Source organism: Virgibacillus dokdonensis, from assembly GCF_900166595.1.
Taxonomy (GTDB): domain Bacteria; phylum Bacillota; class Bacilli; order Bacillales; family Amphibacillaceae; genus Virgibacillus; species Virgibacillus dokdonensis.
The window spans coordinates 1,828,824-1,850,776 of the sequence record NZ_LT745763.1 but is presented as its reverse complement, the minus strand read 5'-3'; the positions used below and the strand labels follow the sequence as shown (position 1 = coordinate 1,850,776).

The following is a 21,953-nucleotide window of genomic DNA, read 5'->3' as shown; positions in this document are numbered from 1 at the left end:
TGCTAATGCTAATAATAAATTATCAAATCCACATTTTTTTGTCAATAAAATGGCATGAAAGGAATTAGAAATCTTTTTAATGAAGCAACCATGTTTAGATAGGAAATTATTCTCTTTCTACTACTCATACAAACAACAGTGCCAATATACAACGCATTATTTTAGCTATAACATATCTTCAACTTTGCTTCATCTTATCATTTTCATCATAAATAGCCTGTGTATATACATTTACTACACAGGCTATTTTGTATCTATTCAAATAACCAGATCGTCTAACAAAAATCTTTCAAATACTTCATTAGCTACTATTTTACCTTCTTCTGATAATGCTATTTGGTCTTCTCGCTCTAGTAACCATCCACGTTGTACAAGTTCTTCAATAGATGGACGATATATTTTATCCATAGATACACCAAATTTATCTGTAAACTGACGTTTGCTTACCCCTTCCATTCTACGTAGACCGAGAAACATTTCTTCTTCTATTTGCTCTTTTTTCCCAATTTTATCTACATGTAAAACAGGTTTCCCATCATTGTTAACTTGTTTAATGTAAGCCGGTAAAGGTCGAATATTACCATATCGCTTGCCAGGTAGATAACCGTATGCTCCTGCCCCAAACCCATAATAAAAGTTATTATTCCAATATGTCAAATTATGTTTGCTTTCAAAACCTTGTTTAGCAAAATTACTAATTTCATACTGGTATAAGCCGTTTTTCGCCGCAGTTGTTTTTAAAATATCATACATTTTTACCTCGTCTTCTTGAGGTGGTCGAGGGAGATTGCCTTTTTTATAACGCTGATAAAAAACCGTTTTAGGTTCAATTTGCAAAGCATATGTTGAAAGATGTGGCAAATCTAAGTTCATGGCCTTTGTTAATGAGTCTTTAAAATGGGCAACTGTTTGATTCGGAAGTGCATATATCAAGTCAGTACTGATGTTATGAATTCCATAATCTTGTAATAATGAGACGGTATCGTACACATCTTTTACAGTGTGAATTCTTCCAAGTGTCTTTAACATCTCATTATCAAACACTTGGACACCAAGTGAAACTCGATTCACCCCATAGGTACTTAGCAAAGCAACCTTCTCCTTGCTGAAATCTCCAGGGTTTGCTTCAATGGTAAACTCTTCACATTCATGAAGATCGAATGTTTCTGCAATATGACGGAGAACAGCCTCTAACTGTGGAACGGTTAAAGCAGTAGGAGTTCCACCTCCGATAAAAATCGTCTTTACTTTCTTTTCTTTTTCAGGAACGTAGGTAGACATTTCTTTTTTTAACGCATCAACATAATCATTTGCCAATTGTTCATTATAAAAAAACTTCGTAAAATCACAGTAATGACATATTTGTTGGCAAAATGGGATATGGATATAGACAGAATGTATCGGTATCATAAAATGCTCCTTCTTTAAAATCAAAATAGCATTGCTTACATGAAAATTGAGCTAAATATGCGTTACTATGATTTTATTTCTAACATAGTGCGAATTCTTCAATCGAACTAGCAATAAAAACGATAAAAAACGTTCTACCGCCAACGCTTCACAATAATTACAATACAGCAGTAGAACGTAAATTTATTTAATTATCATCCATTTCCAAAACAGCCATAAATGCTTCTTGAGGTACTTCAACAGAACCAACCATCTTCATCCGTCTTTTTCCTTCTTTTTGTTTCTCCAATAGTTTCCTCTTTCTGGAAATATCCCCGCCATAACACTTGGATAAGACATTTTTCCGCATTGCTTTAATGGTAGATCTAGCAATGATTTTGTTACCAATTGCCGCTTGTACCGGGACTTCAAATTGCTGTCTAGGGATAAGATCTTTTAATTTGTCTACAATATGCTTACCGCGTTCATAAGCAAAGTCCCTGTGAACAATAAACGATAGTGCATCAATCGTATCCCCATTTAATAAAATATCCATTTTAACTAGCTTGGATGCCTGATAACCAATTAAGTCATAATCAAATGAAGCATAGCCTTTCGTTTGCGATTTTAATTGGTCAAAGAAATCATACACAATCTCTGATAACGGAATATGGTAAATAACATTAACACGAATATCATCTAAATATTCCATATCCATAAATTGACCGCGCTTTTTTTGAGCAATTTCCATAACAGAACCGACATATTCGTTTGGAACCATTATCGTTGCTTTCACATATGGCTCTCTTACTTCTTTAATTTGTTGTGGGTCCGGCATAAACGCTGGATTATCAACGTTAATTGTTGTCCCATCCGTTTGCTCCACTTCATAAATAACACTTGGAGCCGTAGTAATTAGACTAATGTTAAATTCTCTTTCAATGCGCTCTTGAATGATTTCCATATGCAATAGCCCTAAAAATCCGCAACGAAAACCAAAACCTAGTGCTTGCGATGTTTCAGCTTCATATTGCAGGGACGAGTCGTTTAATTCTAAACGTTCTAACGCTTCTCGTAAGTCATTATAGTTCTTGGAATCTACAGGGTACAATCCACAAAAGACCATTGGATTTAAGCGTTTATATCCAGGCAATGGTTCTTTAGCTGGGCGATCTACTAATGTAACCGTATCACCAACTCGTGAATCCCCTACATTTTTTATGGAAGCAGTTAAGTATCCTACATCTCCAACAATCAATTCGTCTTTATTTACTGGTTTTGGTCTAAAAACACCTAATTCATTCACTTCGAATTCCTTTCCAGTGGCCATCATCTTGATTTTATCGCCAACCTTCAAAGAGCCTTCTTTAATACAAACATACGCTATAACTCCCCGATACGGGTCATACATAGAATCAAAAATCAATGCTTTAAGTGGTTCTTCTGGATCGCCTTCAGGTGCAGGGATTGCCTCAATAACACGTTCTAAAATTTCATCAATTCCTATATTCGCTTTCGCAGAAGCTAAAATAACATCATCTTTATCAATACCTATAACATCTTCAAGCTCTTGTTTCACCCTTTCTGGATCTGCGCTTGGTAAATCAATTTTATTAATTACGGGTATGATTTCCAAATCGTTATCCAACGCCAAATATACGTTAGCTAGTGTTTGTGCTTCAATTCCTTGCGCTGCATCCACAACTAGAATAGCACCTTCACAAGCAGCAAGACTTCTGGATACTTCATATGTAAAATCAACATGACCAGGTGTGTCAATTAAATGAAAAAGGTATTCTTCTCCAGCATTACTTTGATAATTCAGTTGTACAGCATTTAATTTAATGGTAATACCACGTTCTCTCTCTAAATCCATTGCATCTAAAAGCTGATCTTTCATTTCTCGTTGCGTAATAGCTTTTGTACGCTCTAAAATACGGTCAGCTAACGTTGACTTTCCATGGTCAATATGAGCGATAATTGAAAAATTACGCACATTTCTTTGAATTTCTGCCATTAATGATGTTCACTCCTACTTTTTCTACCAGCCTCTTTACTTGTAGAAAACCTTAATTATCGACGAGAATGACTAGGTTAGATTATAGCAATAGAAACAATGATATTCAAGAACAATGATGTGCTTAAGCTATTAACTAATTACCAAAGGTCCTCCCAATTTTGCAACTCTTACAAAATAAACCATATTTTTTAGATGTAATAATAAACATAGCTTTTTACTAGTTCAAAAAGGAACACCTTATTTCTATTTCACTTCGAGTAAAAAATGCCAGGATATTCCCTTTTCCGAAGTATTTGTATTCAAAACGAAGCTTATCGCCAAGTCTTTATGGCAAAAGTCTCCGTTTTGTTTTACAATAAACCGTAAAATTCTACAAAAAATGTAACAACTGATTGCGTCCCCCATTTAATTGTAGTAGTTATAATAGCAACATACTTTCCTAGTAGTGCTAAAAAAACAACTCTGCTATTTGATACAATATTGTTACTACTGCTTCAAAAAAGCCAGTAATACTAGCTTCTAAAACAGAAGCCGTTTTTTCGGTAGATGGCGCTGGCACATCAGGTTGGACTTGTTGCTCAGGATTTCTTTCCGCAACTGACTTTATATCTTTTTCATTATCTAGTTCATCTGAACCTATTACATCCTGCGCCTGAAAAATAGAATCTGCTTTTTCCTGATCAACCCCATTATTCCCGTAAACAACACCTGCTAAAAAGCAAACTGCTAATAAAAGTAGTACAATAATAGCACGAGCCATTTTTTCACACCTCCTAGGATGAAGTATCTACCTTCTCTGCGTCCCAAAACATTTCACTAAATACATCGGCGAGTGCATCAGCTGAACGATAAAGCTCGCCCAAGTTATTCTCAACGCCACCAAATTCAAATAATAGTGCATTATTCGATAAATCCTGATTGAAAACCCCATTTGTACCTGCACCCTTCTTGGTATACACTCCTCTGCTTAACCCTGGGTAACGTTCTTCTAATAAATAGTGTAACTTTGTTGCTAGCTTCTGATTTTTTTCATAATCAGCATGTTCTGCGCCAATTACTATCATAAGACGGGCATAAGGTTTTCCATTTATTTTTGCAGTCGTTTTATCTCTACCAATGGAATCCCGATGTAAATCAAATGCATATTGAATGTCCTTATTATTTGCTATTGCTTCCTCTACAACTTGTCTAGAGGCTTGATACGATTTTCCGTAACCCCACCCTTTTTCGTTTAATTCATTCATAATGTCCTTGTTTTCGACTATCGTCCCAATGCCGTTTTCTTCTAGTGATTTTGCTAGGTAATTGCTCACTTTTGTTATATTTACTTCTTTATGGTGTGCTTCATTTGGATCTTCCACACCAGGTAAATGCGGTAAAAACGATTCCCTGTTATGTGAATTGTATACGTAAACCACTTGTCTATCCCCAGTTGACGGTGTAGCTTCACTACGCTCTTGATTTTTTTTCGCTTCTTCCTTTTCCTCTTCTTCACTACCCTCTATTATGGCTTGCCTTTCTTTTAAAACTTCTTTCAAAGGAGGCGATGATTCTATAGGGAAATTTGTAAAGTCAGTCCCTTGACCAGCTACAACCATTCGATTATCAAAATGAGAAAAACCCGGTACTTCATTTCTTAATAGACTTCTCGGATCATTCGGCTTTAAACTAGTCACCATTTGAAATAAGGTATTGATTACATCAGGCTCCCCTTTCCCAGCAGGAAAACCTTCATCAAATGCACGATTTTCTTTGCTCAGTAAATAATAAAAGAAAGAGCTATCTAAATCACTTGTCCATTCTGTTATCATTTCTGATGATAACCTGTAAGCGGGTTTTATCGCTGTCATCGCTGCAATAAATAAAAATAGAAATATAAAGCCAATAATATACACACTACTCTTAGGCAAAAAAACACGTATAGCCTTTGCTCTCATGCTTTCATCCTTTCTTTTACATGCTATCTATGTTAACAAGTATACGCAGCCCTTTTTAATAGATGGATCTCTTAAACTATTAAATCTTCTAATTTACTCTATGTTGGGTTTTCAAAAACTAGAACCATCAATTCCACTTCTATAAAGTAAATCTTTTATAAGTTGAGATTTACTCTCTAACAGTTTGTTACGTAGACTTGGCACTAATTAAAAATAGTATGTATACTCTTTTTCTACATACTAGAAAGAAAATCTCAATAAGGCATGGTTTCTTACAACAAAAGCAATCCGAACTTTAATGTTATTAAAGTTCGGATCTACTATCTCTATGCTTATTACATCGAATATTATTCATTAGAATTATCTCAATGTATTTCAACTAACCATTTCATTTATTCGCTTTCCTATCTGCTATAAGCACTAACATTATCTACGTCGATCTTCTCATGAAGTGCTGCGTTTATTCCATTAGCAAGAACAGTTGCCATATCCTTCATAAACCCATCTACTTCTTTGGGTGTAACCATTAAATTATGCCCTAAAGGAGTAAGCACCTCTGAGATAAACTGTCTTTTTTCTTCATTTTCAAGACCACCTACTACTCCAAGAAATGTCTCACGCTTTTCTTTTTCCGGCATATCATCATCACTTAAACTACGGTCGCCAAATGCTAGACCAGCCGGAGTTAAAGCTTTTGAAGGTGCATCTTTTTCTCGCCATTCCCTACCAAAATGTTTTAAGATAAAATCGATCGTATCACTGGCAATCGTTACTGCATCAACGACAGTAGGAACGCCGATTGCCATAACAGGTATTCCTAATGTTTCATAGCTAATTTCTTTACGCTTATTTCCTACACCGGATCCTGGGTGTATGCCTGTATTAGACAATTGAATGGTCTCATTCACCCTTTCTATCGATCGTGAAGCGAGTGCATCCACACAAATAACAAAATCTGGTTCAAACTTTTCCACAATACCGAAAATAATATTGCTTGTTTCAATTCCTGTTACTCCCATAACCCCTGGTGTAACTGCTGCCGTTGATCGATACCCACTTGAAACTGTCTCGTGCTCTAGACGAAACAAATGACTTGTAACCAAAACCTTCTCTACTGTCATTGGACCAAGTGCATCAGGAGTTACATTCCAATTACCTAGACCAACAATAAGTCCTTTAGCATCTGGGGAAATTCCATTTGCACTTAGAAGTTCCTCTAGTTCCTCTGCTAAAACTTGAGCTGCCAAGTGTTGCCTATCTGTATCTTGACGTTTTACCCCATCTGCATAAATCGTAATATACGTTCCAGGTTTTTTTTGCAGCATTTTAGCACCCGTTTGATCAATATTTACGTAAGAAACTTTTACACCATCTTTCTCTTTTTCTTTAATATTCACACCTTTTAATGACTTTTCCGTTTGCTCTCGCTTCTCTACATACATATCTTTTGCTTCTACTGCTAAATCTGTCCTTACTTGGTAAGGTACTATGTGCTTATTCCGTTGCCCCAAGACAATCACCCTTTATCCATTTTTGTTTTTAGTGTAAACAATAAGATAAAACTCATACATGCAGCAATATCATAATAAATTAGGTAAATTGACTAAGAAAATGAAAAAAACAGCACTTTTTAAACAATAAAATCGTACTCAAGTGTAGAGGTTACTTGAAAACATGCGCTTGCTTTGGTAAAATGACTTTTGTCGATAGACAAAAACATAGAGTCACATAACGATTTGTTTTTGGATTATAAACCCGAGATATAATCGATGAAGGTGAAGTTTTAGGAGGTGAAGTCAATGGCAAACATTAAATCTGCAATTAAACGTGTTGATACAAATAGAAAAAAGCGTTCAAATAATAATACACAAAAATCAGCTATGCGTTCTCATATCAAACATGTTGAAAAGTTAATTGAAGCAAAAGATAAAGAAAATGCAAGCATCGCTTACAACGTAGCTAAAAAAGCAATTGATAAAGCTGTACAAAAAGGCGTCGTTCATCAAAATTTCGGAAACCGTCAAAAATCACGGCTAGCTAACAAAATTAACCAGCTTGGCGCATAACAAAAAAACGATCCGCTATGGATCGTTTTTAATTTACACTATAAGAAAGTATAAAATTTTATGGATTACAGTAAAAGCAAAACTACAGCTATTGCCTTAACAACTTAGCGATAGCCAAGTTGTTCTAAGCTATATACCCTATTATTACGATGTTTTTAAGCACCATTTCGTTTCACTAATTGATATAAAAGCATTTCAAATGCTACATCTTTTTCCATACCACCCTGCTTCATTACACTATCCGCTTCTGCAAGCTGGTTCATAAAATAGTGTAGCGCTCTTACTGTGAATTTTGCTTCACGTTCTAAAGCTAATTTAATTACATATGGATGGGCACCAAGTTGTTTTACCATCTGGCCCTGCGTATAGCCTTTCTGTTTTAAAAGCTTCACTCTTAACAAGATGCGAAACTGAAATGCGAGCAAACCTACCAAAGCGATTGGTTCTTCTTTTTGCTTTTCTAAATCTTTATAGATTTCAATTGCCTGAGCTAAATCCCGTTTCATAACTGCATCCGCCAATCGAAGCGATGAGCTTGTAGCAGTATGAGACAATAATTGATTAGCAATTTCTTTGGTCACCAGCCCGCCTTCTCCGACATACAAAGAAAATTTATGTAATTCGCTTTCCAAAAGATGAAGATTGGTTGAAATTTCTGATTCGAGCATATCATATACTTCGTCTGTTATCTCAATTTTCAGTTGATCTGCCAGTTGTTTCATCCATTTTCGTAATTCATACTCTTTTACTTCTCTACAATGAGCAACTGTTGCCTGCTTTTTTAATAATTTTGTTATTTTTTTCCTTTCATCTAACTTCTCATATGGAGCAATAATTAGTAAAATAGAATAATCTACAGGATTTGATAAGTACGTTTCCAGAATTTCCAACTGATGTTCCACTGCATTTTTTCCTTGTTTTGCTGTTAAAAATGAAGCGTTGTTCGCAATAATTAATTTGCGTTCACCAAAAAAGGGAAAGGTTTCCACATCAGAAATCACATCTTCAATAGGAGTTTCATCTAAATCATACACGGTTAAATTATCTATATCATCGTTAATTGTAACTCGTTTTAATTTATTTTTTAATTGTTGTATAAAAAAGGATTCAGTTCCATAAAATAAATATAGAGGTGCTAGCTGTTTCTTATTTAATTGTTTGACTACTTCTATGTAATCCATATTTTCACTCCATCTTTTAAACCTATCTTACACCATGGTAAATCGTCTGAGTGAGAATGGCAAGACTAAACATAGAAAAGCGCTATTCGTGAAACCACATACTAGCACAAACTATAGCGATTTTTTTCGTTTGCATACTTTACAACAATAAGGATTCTCTTCTTCCACATTCATTACTAGCACAAGCCGTAATTACGGCAAAACTCAAATCTCATCTGACTTTTCCAACTTGTTTAAACGTTCCGATATCAGCTTATGTGGAGCATAAAAAACAACAGAGAGGGATGCTTACAAATAAACAAAGGCATTCCCTCCCTAATCTATATAAACGCTTAGCGAAAAGCCCTAGGAACTATTCACTAAACGATATTTGACTTATTTCTATCATGTCCTTTCTGTTATAAATTATGGATGTTAAGTCTTTCTAGTTTTGGTATGAAAACGTTTATATGGTACAATAAATGAAAACTGGATTTTTTAAATGATTTGGCTTATACTATTGGTGATATGGGAGGGGTTAACATGAACGAATTTGAAAAAGACATTCAGTCTAAAACAAATGACGTCGTTGATAACATTAAAGGCTTTACATTTTCATTTGTATTCTTTTTGTTAATTTTTGCAATCGGGGTAACCATTAGTGTGCTTGGATCTTAATGTAATAAGTAGCTTACATAAAGAGAGACTGTTTACAGTCTCTTTTTTATTTTACTATAGGAGAGTGGTTTATCATACAGCATGCTAACAATACATTTATGTGCTTCTAACCAAACGCTTTTGCTAACCTAATAAAGTATATGCTATTGCATGTTATTTCGTTCTTCATACCTAATATGTTGATGGAAGATATTGTTACTTCAAGGTTTACGTTATTTTCTAATCATAAAATAACTTTCCTTCCCTTTGAATCGATATTGAACAGCGCCATGTAAATCTGTCCGCAATATTGTTACTCCTTGTTCTTTAAGTCTTTGCATCACGTCTTGATGAGGATGTCCGTAAAGATTGTCCCTTCCTACAGAAATCAAAGCAATCTCTGGTGAAAGTTGTGAAAGAAATTGTTTATCCGTGGAAGAGTCACTGCCATGATGAGCAATTTTTAAAACATCTACAGACAAATTTGGATATTGTTTCACTAACTTCTTTTCTTCTTTTTTTGAAATATCACCAGTAAATAACCATTCTCTTCCTCCCAACGTTGTATGCAATACAATGGAGTTTCCATTTGTATCATTGTTATCTTGAATTGGAGCCAGAACATTAAACAAATGATCAGCGATAGTCACTTTTGAATTTCCTTTTATAGTGGCTAAGTCCACTTCCTCTGTGAGTTGCAGCAGGTACAACCCCTTTGTACTAAAAAAAGGACTGACTACAACCGTATTTACTGCAAAATCTTCCAGTAGGTAAGACACACTTCCAATATGATCTGTATCATCGTGGGTTAAGATGATAGCATCTAATTGCTGAATTCCTCGAGAATATAAATATGGCTTTATAATCTGATCATGTACCCGATCAGAAGGTGCTTGTTCTTGAAATGAAAAAGACGATCCCGCATCAATAAATATCGTTCCTTTACGATAAGGCAATTCAACAACAAATGCATCACCTTGCCCAATATCTAGCATCGTAACTGTCCCATATGGTGATAAATAAGGACGTAAACCATTTAGCGTTAATACCAAAACAAGCATTACCGCAAAACTAAAAGCTTGTTTTAATTTTCCTTTCTCCCATAATTGCATAAAACGAAATAGCAAGACGTAATAGGTAAGCACTATTATCCAAGGTAATGGACCGCTCACCATAGGATAATATACATATTCATCAAACCAATAAACTATTTGCATCGCTAATTCGTGAATGTTTAAAAACCAAGTATCCAACAAAGAAATCCAAGGGAAAGGTAGCAAAATAAGCATAAAAAACATGATAGGGATTACAAAAGCGGAGTAATACGGAACCATAAGCAAATTAACAAATACGGAAGCAGGCTGAAATAAAGAGAAGTAATAAAATTGAATTGGTAAAATGGCAATTTGAGCAATAAAGCTAATATATAACACTTGAGCAAAGCGGCTCTTCGACTGTAACAATATTTGTTTGGACAATAGCAAAGCAAACGTTACTGCAAAGGAGAGCTGAAAGCCAACTTGATACATCATATATTTATCTGTAACAAGCAAAAACAAAAATATCAAACTTAAAACATCTGTAACATTCCATTTCCAGCCTGTTTTATGTAGGATAATACCCATGCAAGCCATTAAGCTCGCCCGTAAAACGGAAGGCGCTCCACCAGCAAGAATAGCATACAAAGGTAAAAATACAAGGATAACCCACTGCGCCCACTCCTTCGTGAGTAGGTTTAATTTAATTAACAAAAAATATACTAGCCCAACTACAATCCCCACATGTAAACCAGAAATGGCAAGTAAGTGACTCATCCCCCAACGTTCAAACAATTCTACGGTGTCTTCACTTACATAGGAATCATCTCCAAGCACAAGTGCTCGCATCCAACCAGCTGTTTCATTGGTTAAACGCCTATCTATATATCCCAGTACTTTATGTCTAACTCCTTTAAGTTCCTGCATTAAACCTGTTTTACTTATACATTTTAATGAATCGATGTCGGTTAATATTGCTTCAAACTTTATTTCTTGTGATAATAAATACATACGATAGTCAAATTGTCCCGGATTTGTAGCAGCGTCCGGTACGTTCCATTCTGCAGTAAATGAACATGCAGAGCCATACCGTATAGCTTCGTTATAATCGATCTCCTCGTCTGAAAAGTAGGCGACTGCGATTTTTTCATCTGTTTGTTTATTAAGGATCGTAAAAGTAAGGCGAGAAGGAGACTTTTCAACAGAACTTATAATCGTGCCAGATATTGTTGTTGGACCATTAGGAGGAGAGATATTGTTATGATTAGGGAGTTCTGGAAGATAAAAGTGGAAAAAGAGAAGAGATAGAATGGATAGCATCACAGAGAGGATGGCTATCCGCTTCTTGTAGAATAAATAACTTATCCATACCATAAATAGAATAAAAGCAAGACTGTGCAAATTCGTTAACTTGGCCAGCATACTTACCAAAGCAGCAGATGCAATAAAATGCCAATACCCACTCACATTTAATCTCCTTGCACATCTAAATGAAACAGACGCACAGCATCTTCTTTTAAGTTTCTTAACTCATCAGCTTCTAGCACTCCTTTTTCCATTTTTTGAAGGAGTTGTTTTACAAATACTTGTTTTTCCATGTAATTCGTATCAACCTTAACATCATCAAGTTCTACTTTTTTTGTTTTTATGCCCGCTTCCGAAAATAGAGAAACAGCGTATGGATGATTATGATAATCCTTTGCATAAATTACTGTTTGTATACCTGCTTGTATTAACTGTTTACAGCATTGTAAGCACGGAAAATGAGTGACATAAATATCAGCACCATCTGTAGGAACGCCAAACTTTGCGCATTGTAGTAATGCATTTGCTTCAGCATGAATCGTTCTCACACAATGTCCATCAATTACGTAACAGCCGTCATCAATACAATGGACACTCCCTGACACACTGCCATTATAACCGCCAGCTATTATTCGTTTATCTCTTACAATTGTGGCACCGACCATAAGTCTTGTACACGTACTACGAAGAGCCAATAAATGGCTTTGTGCCATAAAATATTGGTCCCATGAAATGCGTTCCATTCCTATCTCCCCTTTATTTTCTGTTTTAATAAATTTCTACTAAATGCTAATTTAGCATAGGATTATTTTCATAGTTGCTATGGTACTTGAATATCATCTTCAAGTGACTCTAATGTTTTCTCGCCAATCCCAGAAACTTCTAATAAATCTTCAATTTGTTGAAAATGACCATTTTCGTCTCGGTATTGCACAATTGCTTCTGCTTTTGCTGGCCCAATTCCATTTAAGGCTTCAATCTCCTCAACAGTAGCTTGATTAATTCTAATTTTAGAAGTATCCGTATGTTGCCTATTTGTTAAAGCTGGTGTTCCATTGTCGCCAACGGGCAATACATCAATAACCATTTCATCATGAACTTTTTGGGCTAAATTCACAAGAGACTCATTTGCATTGTTTGTAAATCCGCCTGCAGTTTCAATAGCATCAATGACACGTTCTTCCGCATCCATCTCATAAACTCCCGGGTTCTTTACTTCTCCCTTAATATCAACATATATGGAAGAAGTAACACCTTTCTCTTGCTCCGTAGATGAAGCGAGACTAGGATCTATTGGTTGATCATTCACATCAACCTTCCTTTCCGCTTCATCCTCATCTTTTTCGCCACTCGTTATTAGGAGAACCACAATGATTGCTATAGGAATAGCAATGATAAAAAGAATACGTTTTACTTTATTTGTGTACAAGGGGAATCACTCCTTTTTCTTGCACTTAAGCATAAAATCTCAGCGTTTTTTAGCATAAGCTAAACCATGGCTTTTTTCGCTATAGAGATTTGGCAATAAGCAATTTTTTATAAAAAACTAGAGCAAATAGCTGCTGTATAATTTACTTCCACAGCAGCTATAAAAACTCCTCTTTGCTTAAAAAAAGCATTTTCATTTACTCTTCTCAGCAAAAAAGAAAATTCGAGCTGTGTTTTCATCAACACTATTAGCTTTTATAGAAAAATCCCCATACACTTTTATATTTTGGAAGCCTTTTTGCTGTAATAATTTTTTATAAAAATCTACAGAAAAAGTACGTTGATGATGAACTTCATCAAATCGGGAGTAAGTACCCTTTTCGTTTTTTGAAAAAAAAGTTAGCTCATGATACATCTCACCAATGTGTTCCCCCGCTAAACAAAACCAGATATAACTAGCTTCTTCAGTAACATCAGCAAACGTTTCGTTCATATAGTTTTCCATGACAAACGATAATGCGTGGACATCAAATAAAAAAACTCCTTTTTCACTAAGCGCATCATAAATATTCTGAAACGTGTGTGCTAACTCCTGTTCAGTTGTTATATAGTTAATTACATCACAAAAACTAACAACGGCATCGAGACCAGTTATGCCGTTTAGTGACCTTACATCTTGACAAACCCATTGAATAGATGTGCCCGTATCTCTACACTTTCTTTCTGCCTTTGACAACATATCTACTGCGTAGTCCACCCCAACTACATGCGGATAAACTTGCGCAAGTCGCCGAGTAATCTCCCCTGTACCGCAACCTACATCTGCTATACATTGAATTTCTCTTCCCTCTAAGAGTTGCTCTGTCAATTGCAACCATTTATCATATGGAGCGTTTACCATAAATAGGTCATAGATGTCAGCCATTCTTTCATACACCATCTCTATTCATCCTGATCCATTTCAATGGAATATGTTACAGCATCCCCCCACAGGCGCTCCAAATTGTAGTAGCTTCTTTCATCTTTATGAAAAACATGACAAACTACGTCACCTACATCTACAAGAATCCACCTAGCTTGTTCAAATCCTTCCAGCCGGTAAACAGGGATATTATGTTCTTCCATTTTTTCTTTAATTCCCCTCGCAATTGCTTGCACTTGCCGTTCGTTATTCCCATGACAGATTAAAAAATAATCTGCTATTAAAGAAACACCGTTCATATCCAATGCTATAATATTTTCTGCTCGCTTATCGTCACATGCGTGCGCTGCTAATTGTACAACTCGTTCATTTTGCATTAAACAATACCTCCATAACCCAATCTCGTTAAGTAATTATACGCATAAAATGTATCTGGATATACTGTAGCTCCTTTTCCAACTAGAAAATGAATTGTATTGGATAAGGCCATCCAGCATGCTTGTTGTAGATTATTTTCTGCTACTTTCCTCACTTCATTCACTCCTGGAAAGCTTCTTCCTGGTTCTATGTAATCCGCTAAAAAAATAATCATTTCAAACTTGTTCATATTTGCCGCTCCAGTAGTATGATACCTTATGGCTCCTTGTATTACTTTATCCTTTATGCCAAGCTCTTTTTCAATTAAAAGTGCACCAACTGGTCCATGCCAAAGCTCATGATGAAATGCAAGCAAATCTTTCGGTAATGTAGATGACTTAATCCAGCGTGCTAATTCTTCTTGAGGGCGGTACTTTGCATAATCATGCAATACACCTGCTAACTCCAACTTACGTACATCTTCACCAGATCGATCCGCTAACATTTTAGCTGTTTCAGCAACTCGTAAGGAATGTTCATATCGTTCTTTTGTTAAGTGGGGTTTTACTTTCTCTTTCGCTAATTCAATGTCCATATAAATGATGCTCCTTTATATACTGATGAACAGAATGTGGCAACCAATATTGTACGGAAGTTCCTTCTAAACACCTTTTACGTAGAACAGTTGAAGAAATTTCTATTAAAGGAATATCTACGATAAAAACAGGAAACGCACTTTCGGTTGAAAAATTAGAGCGTTTAACTCCAACAAAAGTTACCAGATTTTTTAATTCCTCTATTTGATACCAATTAGGTAAATATTCAACCATATCTCCACCAATAATAAAATAAAATTTCTTATCAGAGTGGCGTTTTCTTAGCTCTTTTATCGTATCAATGGTATAAGATTTCCCAGTCCGGTCTAACTCAATTGTATCCACTTTAAAATAAGGATTGCCTTGTATAGCAAGTCTAATCATTTTCAGTCGATGTTCTGGCTTCGTTTTTACATTGCTTTTATGAGGTGGCGTATAAGAAGGGATAAACCAAACCTCCTCTAAATCTAAAGCGAAGCGCACCTCTTCTGCAATGATTAAATGACCAATATGAGGTGGATCAAATGTACCTCCTAATAATCCTATGCGTTTCATAATCTCATCCTTTATGGTAATACAATGTGCTTGTTTTCTGTTGACTCTTTATAAAGGACAATATTATTTCCAATAATTTGCACAACCTCAGCACCTGTTCCTTCCGCTAATTGTTCAGAAACAACTGTTTTGTCCTCTAAACAGTTTTGTAAAATACTTACTTTCAATAGTTCCCTTTTTTCTAAAGCATCTGTAATTTGTGTAACCATATTTTCATTTACGCCTGTCTTACCAACCTGAAAAATAGGTTTTATTTGATTTGCTCTTGCTCGTAAGAATCGTTTCTGTTTTCCAGTTAGCATGTTATCTTCCTTTCAAAATCTGTTTTAATTCTTCATCCATTTGCCCTATATTTGGTTTTCGACCTGTCCATAATTCAAAAGCATATTGCGCTTGGTAGAGAAGCATTGTGTGTCCATAGTGAATTTGTGCACCACTTTGTTCTGCTTTCTGTAAAAAATTCGTTCTGATCGGTTGATATACGATATCACTGTAAATTGGTACAGGCGAAAAGTTTGTATCATCTGATAAAACAGATTGATCAACATGCGGTTTCATTCCTACAGAAGTTGTTTGAATGACAATATCATAGTCATGCAAACGCTGTTCCACATCCTCAAAGGAATATGCTTGTGACTGATGTTTGTGTCGCCCACAAATCATTACCGCTTTTTCTTTCGTTCGATTAGCTATATCTATTCTTTTAAAACCCACCTCTTCAAGCGCTGCAAAAATCCCTTTAGCAGCACCACCAGCACCAAGAATAAGCGCTCGTTTAGTGGCTTTTTGCAATAAGTTAGGAAACTTGGAATTTAAAGAACGAACATACCCCTTGCCGTCCGTATTATAACCAATCCACTTACCATTCCTATTCACCACCGTATTGACTGCTCCAATTTTTAAAGCTACAGGATCAATATCATCTAAATAAGAGATAATTTTCTCCTTGTATGGTACTGTTATATTAAAACCGTCTACACTAGACGATTGAAGCTGTCCCATAAATGCCTCAAAAGAATCTTCTGGAGTTACTTCATAGATACAGTAATCCCCTTCCACTCCCGTTGTTTTCATAAATTGCTCATGAATCCATGGCGATTGCGAGTGTTTAATAGGATAACCAATTAACCCAAACATGTATGCCACAACCTATCCCCCCCTAGTTGAATGATTGCCTAATAGAAACAGCAACACCTTTTGGTCGATGCGCAGTTACTGTAGCACCATCACCTAAGATGCTGACCCAGCCTAAACCAGGAAAAACAATATCATACTTTCCCGGATCTATTCGAAATGTGTCCGAAATCATAGGTGGTATTTGATCGATGGACTCCATGGATGGAGGCGTCAATAGTTCACCGAGATGATTTTCAAATAGTTCATCTGCTTTTTCTAATTTTGTACGATGTATCGAAACTTGATTAGAAAAATAACAGACAAAGGACTGTTTGTCTCCTTTTATAAAATCTAATCGAGCTAATCCGCCAAAAAACAAAGTTTGTCCATCATTTAATTGGTAAACTCTAGGTTTTATCTCTTTGTTTGGTGTAATCAGCTTTAAGTCTTTACCAGAAATATAATGAGCTATTTGCTCTTTATTTACAATACCTGGTGTATCGATGAGAGCTGAATGGTTATCTAAAGGAATTTCAATAAAACCCAATGTCGTTCCTGGAAAATAAGAAGTAGTAATCACGTCACGATAGCCTGTCGATTCTTTAATTAATCGGTTAATAAACGTTGACTTTCCAACATTTGTTGTGCCCACAATATAAACGTTATCACCATTTCTATATTGCTCCATTGTCTCTGCAAGTTCACTTATCCCGTGCCCTTTTGCTGAGGAGATTAAACAAGCATCGGCTACATTTACCCCCACTTGTTTAGCTTGCGCGCGTAACCACTGTAGTAACTTCCTTGTATTAACTGATTTAGGAAGCAAATCGATTTTATTACCTACTAACAAAATGGATTTATTTCCAACTATTCTCGGTAAAGCTTTAATTAAACTTCCAGCCACATCAAAGATATCGACCACATGTACTACTAACCCAGATGTATCCCTAATAGAACTTACCATTTTAAAAAAATCAGCATCGGTAATTGCAACATCTTGAATTTCATTATAGTGCTTTAAACGAAAGCACCTTTGACATAGAATATTTTCCTTTATCAAGGATGAGGCAGGAGTGTACCCTGGTTGGTTCTTTTCTGTTGTTTGAATGCGTATACCACAACCTTGACAATATATTGTTTCCATCGTTGCTTATTCCTCCCAGCTTATTTTCCCCTTTTTTCGCATATATGCAAGAATACGGCGCTCTATTTTACGATTAATTCTTGTTATCTTTCCGTCTGATTGCACAATGGGGACGACTAAAATTGTATAAAAACCAGCCATATTTCCTCCGAGTACATCCGTTAAAACCTGATCCCCGATAACGGCAATTTCTTCTTCCTTTAAATTCATTTTTTTAGCTGTTGTTTTAAACGCCTTGCTTAATGGTTTGCGAGCACTGAATACAAAAGGGGTATCGAGCGGCTCAGAAAACACACTCACTCGCTCTCGATTATTGTTGGAAATTATGGTTACGCTAATGCCATGCTCTTTCATTAACTTAAACCATTCTACCACTTCAGAAGTAGCTTCCTTAACGTCCCAAGCAACCAAAGTATTATCTAAATCAGTAATAATACCTTTTATCCCTTTTTCCTTCAATGATTCAGGATGAATCTCAAATATACTTTTCACATGCTCATTCGGTAAAAACTTTTTTAACACACTTTCACACCTCATTACAGTCAGTTGATCCATAGGAATACATATAAAACAGATGAATAGCCATTTCATCATATATTCTGCAATATAATGCTTGTTTTAAAATGCTCGTTTTCCTAGACCAACAAGCAAATCACTCATTCCTACATACATACAAAAAAACAATTATACCCTAATCCTATAACAACTCGCTACAATAATAAAGAAATTTTATTTTCCAAGCAAAAATTTAGAAAAAGCAATTGATTTGTTTCATAAACGTTGTATAAAGAGATAGTTTAAAAATATTGTTCTTTTCCAAGGGTATCCTTATATCTTAGACATCACATTTTTCTCTTTTTAAACTTGTTTTCACAAGATCTCTGTTTTTCCTTAGTCACTTATTTTTAACAATTTTGCTTATGCATTGATTTTCGACATCTTAACAAAGTGTATACTAACAAATTTCAGCAAAATAGGTTTTGGTGATTAGAGACTATGCATAAATACCTACTTTACATACATAAATCGTTCGACAAATACTTTCATTTTCTGCATTGTGGATAACTTTATTAACAATTTTCGAGTTGATTTAACTGCATTTATTACACTTTTCTACCATTTATACACAAGTTATCTACAGACCATTGTAGATAACTAGCACCTTGTCCGGCTGCTAGGTTCATGATAAATTATTAGTAACTTTATTACAGAAGATTTCCACTTCTAAGGGGGCTGTATTTATGGAACATTTGTCGGATGAATTATTACTCGAATCATATATTACAGCAAATGATTTAAATTTAAGCCCTGATTTTCTCTTGCTAATTGAAGAAGAGATTCATAGAAGACATTTGTCACATAAAATAAAAGATACAAAATCAGGTTAATGAATTTACCCACTATATTAAATATGAAGAAACTCGAAAACCCTTGAAGAATTTATGATTTCTAAGGGTTTTTTATTTTTATCAACCCTTTATTGTGTTAAAATATTTCTTGGATGAAGCTTGATATACAATGGTATACAAACTCGCACAAATACCATTTTGTTTGGCTAAACCATTTGTTGCACATAAAAAAGAATTTTTCCCCATTTGAAAGTTGTACCACAACGCTCATTCGTTATAAAGGAATCATCAGGTGGGCTTTCTTTCATCTTGGCTGTTTGTTTGCTAAACTTACCAAGCATATCGTTGCTAACCACTCTTTTTGGCATTATCGATTCTCCAACTCTTGAAGTGGGATTCTAACAGTTCCTTATATGTGAAATAAATAAAGAGACCCATTTAGTATAAAAATAACAACAAATGATTAAATATCCGACTATGGAGAAGGATATTTACATGTACCACTTATAGGTATAGGTGGTTTAGCCCTTTTGTCATATCAAGTAATGAAAAACATAATAGAAAACCGTTTTAGTTGGTGAAGGAGGAATTCCGGTCAAATGATATTTGCAGTTCTTATTCCACTGCTTATTGCATGCTTTATTCCTGCATTAAGTAAATTAAAAGAAAAAATACATACAGGGATCTTCGTTTTTTTTATACCTTTTTTGATTTTTCTATACTTCGTTACTTTTATAGGTAACGACTTTACTCCAATCATGGAACATTATAACTGGATTCCATCTTTAGGCATTAACTTTGATTTATATTTAGATGGTCTAAGTTTATTATTCGTGCTATTAATTAGCGGAATTGGTTCATTAGTCGTCCTTTACTCCATCTATTATCTTGACAAGTCAGAACGCCTTGGGCATTTTTATGTGTATTTGCTCATGTTTATGAGCGCAATGCTTGGCGTAGTGCTATCGGATAATATATTTGTGCTTTATACGTTTTGGGAATTAACATCGATTTCTTCGTTCTTATTAATTGGGTACTGGCATTTTAAAGAGCGTTCTCGCTATGGTGCATTAAAATCCATGCTCATAACTGTATTTGGCGGGTTAAGTATGCTTGGTGGCTTTATTCTGCTGTACGTCGTTACAGGTACAACAAGCATACAACAAATGATTACCCAAGTAGATTTTATTTTAGATAGCAATTATTTGCCACTCATTCTCGGCTTATTACTATTAGGTGCATTTACAAAATCTGCCCAATTCCCATTTCACATTTGGCTACCTGACGCAATGGAAGCACCAACACCTGTTAGTGCTTATTTACATTCAGCCACCATGGTAAAAGCGGGGCTTTTTCTTGTAGCTCGTTTTTCGCCGATTTTCTCTGGATATGAAGCATTTTTTATTATTGTAAGTGTATTTGGAATTGCAACATTGTGTTGGGGCGCTTATATGTCTGTAAGACAAACAGACTTAAAGGCTATTTTAGCTTTCTCTACCATTAGTCAGCTTGGAATGATCATGGCTATGCTAGGTTTTGGCACAAAAGCAGCCGTTTTTGCAGCTGTTTTCCATATATTAAATCATGCGACATTCAAAGGTAGTCTATTTATGGTAGCTGGGATTGTTGATCATGAAACTGGAACTCGAGATATTCGAAAACTTGGCGGACTGGCTACTTTAATGCCCATTACTGCTACATTAGCCATGTTTGGAACATTTTCTATGGCGGGAGTTCCATTACCATTTCTAAATGGCTATTATAGTAAAGAACTGTTTTTTGATGCATCACTAGGCTTAGGTGCTGACTTTTGGAGTCAAACCATCCCATTTTTAGCAGTTCTAGGTAGTATTTTTACATTTGTCTATTCCATGTATCTGTTCTTCGGGACATTTACTGGTAAAAAACATTTGGATAAACTACCAAAGAAACCACACGAAGCATCTATCGGCATGCTTATATCACCGATCATTCTTGTAGTTGGCGTCATTACAATTGGTTTGTTTCCAAATATGGTTAACTCATCCTTTTTACAGCATGCAGCGACTGCGATCAACAGTTCTGTAACCTATAAAGACGTTACATTTTGGCATGGGTTTATTCCACCTTTTAAAATGTCATTAGCAGTGGTTGGATTAGGTACAGTGTTATTTTTGACTCGAAAAAAATGGCGAGGAGTTTATCAAGTCTTGCCTGGTAAAGTAAGCTTTAACCACGTATATGACGCTATTTTAAATCGAATTGGTCAAGTTTCTAATCGCATTACGAATTACTACATGACTGGTTCATTAAGAACATATATGTCTTTAATTCTTGGCACAATGCTTATTGTTTCGTTTCTATTTATGTTTTTAACAGACGGTTTTGCATTTAGCACGAACGAGTTAGCTGATATTTCATTTATCGAGGTTGCAGTTGTAGGAATTATGATTATTGCAGCAATCGCTACTATTTATATGAATCATAATGTAGCTGCCATCTTAGTAGTCGGAGTGGTTGGTTTCGGTGTGGCTATTCTATTTGTTATTTATCGCGCACCAGATATTGCTCTAACGCAATTAGTTATTGAAACAATTACTGTGGCACTCTTTTTACTTTGCTTTTACCATTTACCGAAGTTGCGCAAATCATCTGACACACCAAGAACAAAACTGATGAATGCAATCATTTCTATCGGGTTTGGAACGTTGATTACCTTAGTGGCAATATCTAGTCATAGTAGTAGGTGGTTCGAATCGATAGCTAATTACTTTGTAGAGAACTCAAAACCATTGGGCGGCGGATATAATATTGTTAACGTAATTTTGGTTGATTTTCGTGGGTTAGATACCTTATTCGAAATCGCTGTGTTAGGTATCGCTGCATTAGCCATCGTCGGCCTTATTAAATATAAAAAGAATAAGGAGGCAGAATAA

22 protein-coding genes are annotated in these 21,953 nt (G+C 35.4%); 4 read left to right on the top strand and 18 right to left on the bottom strand.

Features of this window, described 5'->3' with window-relative positions:
- Positions 1-258: 258 nt before the first annotated feature.
- From hemW to gpr, 5 genes are all read right to left on the bottom strand, one after another.
- Positions 259-1,410 (bottom strand): radical SAM family heme chaperone HemW, encoded by a 1,152-nt coding sequence (hemW, locus tag B2C77_RS10135; RefSeq protein ID WP_077703501.1) that lies wholly within the window; start codon positions 1,408-1,410, stop codon positions 259-261.
- A gap of 187 nt (positions 1,411-1,597) precedes the next feature.
- The gene (gene lepA / locus B2C77_RS10130; protein WP_077703500.1) at positions 1,598-3,406 is read right to left on the bottom strand and encodes a translation elongation factor 4; all 1,809 of its coding nucleotides are present in this window, start codon (positions 3,404-3,406) and stop codon (positions 1,598-1,600) included.
- Positions 3,407-3,857: 451 nt separating this feature from the next.
- Complete coding sequence (locus B2C77_RS10125; protein ID WP_077703499.1) at positions 3,858-4,169, bottom strand: hypothetical protein; 312 nt, start codon at positions 4,167-4,169, stop codon at positions 3,858-3,860.
- A gap of 13 nt (positions 4,170-4,182) precedes the next feature.
- A complete protein-coding gene (gene spoIIP, locus B2C77_RS10120; RefSeq protein WP_077703498.1) occupies positions 4,183-5,346 on the bottom strand; it encodes a stage II sporulation protein P in 1,164 nt (387 codons plus the stop codon).
- 404 nt (positions 5,347-5,750) lie between these two features.
- A complete protein-coding gene (gene gpr, locus B2C77_RS10115; protein ID WP_217697399.1) occupies positions 5,751-6,788 on the bottom strand; it encodes a GPR endopeptidase in 1,038 nt (345 codons plus the stop codon).
- Positions 6,789-7,145: 357 nt separating this feature from the next.
- Here gpr and rpsT point away from each other — a divergent pair, with 357 nt between their 5' ends.
- Positions 7,146-7,412, top strand: a complete 267-nt coding sequence (gene rpsT, locus B2C77_RS10110) for a 30S ribosomal protein S20 (RefSeq protein WP_077703497.1) — start codon at positions 7,146-7,148, stop codon at positions 7,410-7,412.
- Positions 7,413-7,567: 155 nt separating this feature from the next.
- Here the strand turns inward: rpsT and holA are convergent, their stop codons facing one another.
- Positions 7,568-8,593 (bottom strand): DNA polymerase III subunit delta, encoded by a 1,026-nt coding sequence (gene holA, locus B2C77_RS10105; RefSeq protein WP_077703496.1) that lies wholly within the window; start codon positions 8,591-8,593, stop codon positions 7,568-7,570.
- Positions 8,594-9,115: 522 nt separating this feature from the next.
- Between holA and B2C77_RS10100 the strand changes: the two genes are divergently transcribed.
- Positions 9,116-9,250 (top strand): YqzM family protein, encoded by a 135-nt coding sequence (locus tag B2C77_RS10100; protein WP_072740890.1) that lies wholly within the window; start codon positions 9,116-9,118, stop codon positions 9,248-9,250.
- A gap of 212 nt (positions 9,251-9,462) precedes the next feature.
- Here the strand turns inward: B2C77_RS10100 and B2C77_RS10095 are convergent, their stop codons facing one another.
- The 11 genes from B2C77_RS10095 to B2C77_RS10045 form a co-directional block, all read right to left on the bottom strand.
- On the bottom strand, positions 9,463-11,733 hold the full coding sequence (locus B2C77_RS10095) for a DNA internalization-related competence protein ComEC/Rec2 (RefSeq protein ID WP_077703495.1): 2,271 nt from the start codon (positions 11,731-11,733) through the stop codon (positions 9,463-9,465).
- A 2-nt stretch (positions 11,734-11,735) separates the two neighbouring features.
- Positions 11,736-12,314, bottom strand: coding sequence for a ComE operon protein 2 (locus B2C77_RS10090; RefSeq protein WP_077703494.1), 579 nt, complete (start codon positions 12,312-12,314; stop codon positions 11,736-11,738).
- Positions 12,315-12,391: 77 nt separating this feature from the next.
- The gene (locus B2C77_RS10085) at positions 12,392-13,000 is read right to left on the bottom strand and encodes a ComEA family DNA-binding protein (protein WP_077703493.1); all 609 of its coding nucleotides are present in this window, start codon (positions 12,998-13,000) and stop codon (positions 12,392-12,394) included.
- A 192-nt stretch (positions 13,001-13,192) separates the two neighbouring features.
- Positions 13,193-13,939, bottom strand: a complete 747-nt coding sequence (locus B2C77_RS10080) for a class I SAM-dependent DNA methyltransferase (protein WP_077703492.1) — start codon at positions 13,937-13,939, stop codon at positions 13,193-13,195.
- A 2-nt stretch (positions 13,940-13,941) separates the two neighbouring features.
- Entirely contained in the window at positions 13,942-14,298 is a 357-nt protein-coding gene (rsfS, locus tag B2C77_RS10075; protein ID WP_077703491.1) for a ribosome silencing factor, read from the bottom strand.
- Complete coding sequence (yqeK, locus tag B2C77_RS10070; RefSeq protein WP_073004524.1) at positions 14,298-14,873, bottom strand: bis(5'-nucleosyl)-tetraphosphatase (symmetrical) YqeK; 576 nt, start codon at positions 14,871-14,873, stop codon at positions 14,298-14,300. The genes rsfS and yqeK overlap by 1 nt, the downstream gene beginning before the upstream one ends.
- Complete coding sequence (locus B2C77_RS10065) at positions 14,863-15,429, bottom strand: nicotinate-nucleotide adenylyltransferase (protein ID WP_077703490.1); 567 nt, start codon at positions 15,427-15,429, stop codon at positions 14,863-14,865. The genes yqeK and B2C77_RS10065 overlap by 11 nt, the downstream gene beginning before the upstream one ends.
- 11 nt (positions 15,430-15,440) lie before the next feature.
- The gene (yhbY, locus tag B2C77_RS10060) at positions 15,441-15,731 is read right to left on the bottom strand and encodes a ribosome assembly RNA-binding protein YhbY (protein WP_077703489.1); all 291 of its coding nucleotides are present in this window, start codon (positions 15,729-15,731) and stop codon (positions 15,441-15,443) included.
- A gap of 1 nt (position 15,732) precedes the next feature.
- Positions 15,733-16,575: a shikimate dehydrogenase gene (gene aroE / locus B2C77_RS10055; protein WP_414930278.1), complete on the bottom strand. Its 843-nt coding sequence runs from the start codon at positions 16,573-16,575 to the stop codon at positions 15,733-15,735.
- 13 nt (positions 16,576-16,588) lie between these two features.
- Entirely contained in the window at positions 16,589-17,689 is a 1,101-nt protein-coding gene (gene yqeH / locus B2C77_RS10050) for a ribosome biogenesis GTPase YqeH (protein WP_077703488.1), read from the bottom strand.
- Between the two features lie 6 nt (positions 17,690-17,695).
- Positions 17,696-18,211, bottom strand: coding sequence for a YqeG family HAD IIIA-type phosphatase (locus B2C77_RS10045; protein WP_077703487.1), 516 nt, complete (start codon positions 18,209-18,211; stop codon positions 17,696-17,698).
- Between the two features lie 719 nt (positions 18,212-18,930).
- On the opposite strand from B2C77_RS10045, the gene B2C77_RS10040 reads away from it, so the two are divergent.
- Positions 18,931-19,077 carry a sporulation histidine kinase inhibitor Sda gene (locus tag B2C77_RS10040; protein ID WP_077703486.1) on the top strand — a complete coding sequence of 49 codons (147 nt, stop codon included), beginning with the start codon at positions 18,931-18,933 and terminating at the stop codon, positions 19,075-19,077.
- Between the two features lie 167 nt (positions 19,078-19,244).
- Here the strand turns inward: B2C77_RS10040 and B2C77_RS21670 are convergent, their stop codons facing one another.
- Positions 19,245-19,406 carry a hypothetical protein gene (locus B2C77_RS21670; protein ID WP_176087313.1) on the bottom strand — a complete coding sequence of 54 codons (162 nt, stop codon included), beginning with the start codon at positions 19,404-19,406 and terminating at the stop codon, positions 19,245-19,247.
- Positions 19,407-19,637: 231 nt separating this feature from the next.
- Here B2C77_RS21670 and B2C77_RS10035 point away from each other — a divergent pair, with 231 nt between their 5' ends.
- A complete protein-coding gene (locus B2C77_RS10035; protein ID WP_077703485.1) occupies positions 19,638-21,953 on the top strand; it encodes a Na+/H+ antiporter subunit A in 2,316 nt (771 codons plus the stop codon).

What these genes read in the sequence shown, in the direction of transcription:
- hemW (WP_077703501.1), bottom strand. Translation starts at nt 1,410, where the DNA reads ATGATACCGATACATTCTGTCTATATCCATATCCCATTTTGCCAACAA.
- lepA (WP_077703500.1), bottom strand. Translation starts at nt 3,406, where the DNA reads ATGGCAGAAATTCAAAGAAATGTGCGTAATTTTTCAATTATCGCTCAT.
- B2C77_RS10125 (WP_077703499.1), bottom strand. Translation starts at nt 4,169, where the DNA reads ATGGCTCGTGCTATTATTGTACTACTTTTATTAGCAGTTTGCTTTTTA.
- spoIIP (WP_077703498.1), bottom strand. Translation starts at nt 5,346, where the DNA reads ATGAGAGCAAAGGCTATACGTGTTTTTTTGCCTAAGAGTAGTGTGTAT.
- gpr (WP_217697399.1), bottom strand. Translation starts at nt 6,788, where the DNA reads ATGTATGTAGAGAAGCGAGAGCAAACGGAAAAGTCATTAAAAGGTGTG.
- rpsT (WP_077703497.1), top strand. Translation starts at nt 7,146, where the DNA reads ATGGCAAACATTAAATCTGCAATTAAACGTGTTGATACAAATAGAAAA.
- holA (WP_077703496.1), bottom strand. Translation starts at nt 8,593, where the DNA reads ATGGATTACATAGAAGTAGTCAAACAATTAAATAAGAAACAGCTAGCA.
- B2C77_RS10100 (WP_072740890.1), top strand. Translation starts at nt 9,116, where the DNA reads ATGAACGAATTTGAAAAAGACATTCAGTCTAAAACAAATGACGTCGTT.
- B2C77_RS10090 (WP_077703494.1), bottom strand. Translation starts at nt 12,314, where the DNA reads ATGGAACGCATTTCATGGGACCAATATTTTATGGCACAAAGCCATTTA.
- B2C77_RS10080 (WP_077703492.1), bottom strand. Translation starts at nt 13,939, where the DNA reads ATGGTGTATGAAAGAATGGCTGACATCTATGACCTATTTATGGTAAAC.
- rsfS (WP_077703491.1), bottom strand. Translation starts at nt 14,298, where the DNA reads ATGCAAAATGAACGAGTTGTACAATTAGCAGCGCACGCATGTGACGAT.
- yqeK (WP_073004524.1), bottom strand. Translation starts at nt 14,873, where the DNA reads ATGGACATTGAATTAGCGAAAGAGAAAGTAAAACCCCACTTAACAAAA.
- B2C77_RS10065 (WP_077703490.1), bottom strand. Translation starts at nt 15,429, where the DNA reads ATGAAACGCATAGGATTATTAGGAGGTACATTTGATCCACCTCATATT.
- yhbY (WP_077703489.1), bottom strand. Translation starts at nt 15,731, where the DNA reads ATGCTAACTGGAAAACAGAAACGATTCTTACGAGCAAGAGCAAATCAA.
- yqeH (WP_077703488.1), bottom strand. Translation starts at nt 17,689, where the DNA reads ATGGAAACAATATATTGTCAAGGTTGTGGTATACGCATTCAAACAACA.
- B2C77_RS10040 (WP_077703486.1), top strand. Translation starts at nt 18,931, where the DNA reads ATGGAACATTTGTCGGATGAATTATTACTCGAATCATATATTACAGCA.
- B2C77_RS21670 (WP_176087313.1), bottom strand. Translation starts at nt 19,406, where the DNA reads ATGCCAAAAAGAGTGGTTAGCAACGATATGCTTGGTAAGTTTAGCAAA.
- B2C77_RS10035 (WP_077703485.1), top strand. Translation starts at nt 19,638, where the DNA reads ATGATATTTGCAGTTCTTATTCCACTGCTTATTGCATGCTTTATTCCT.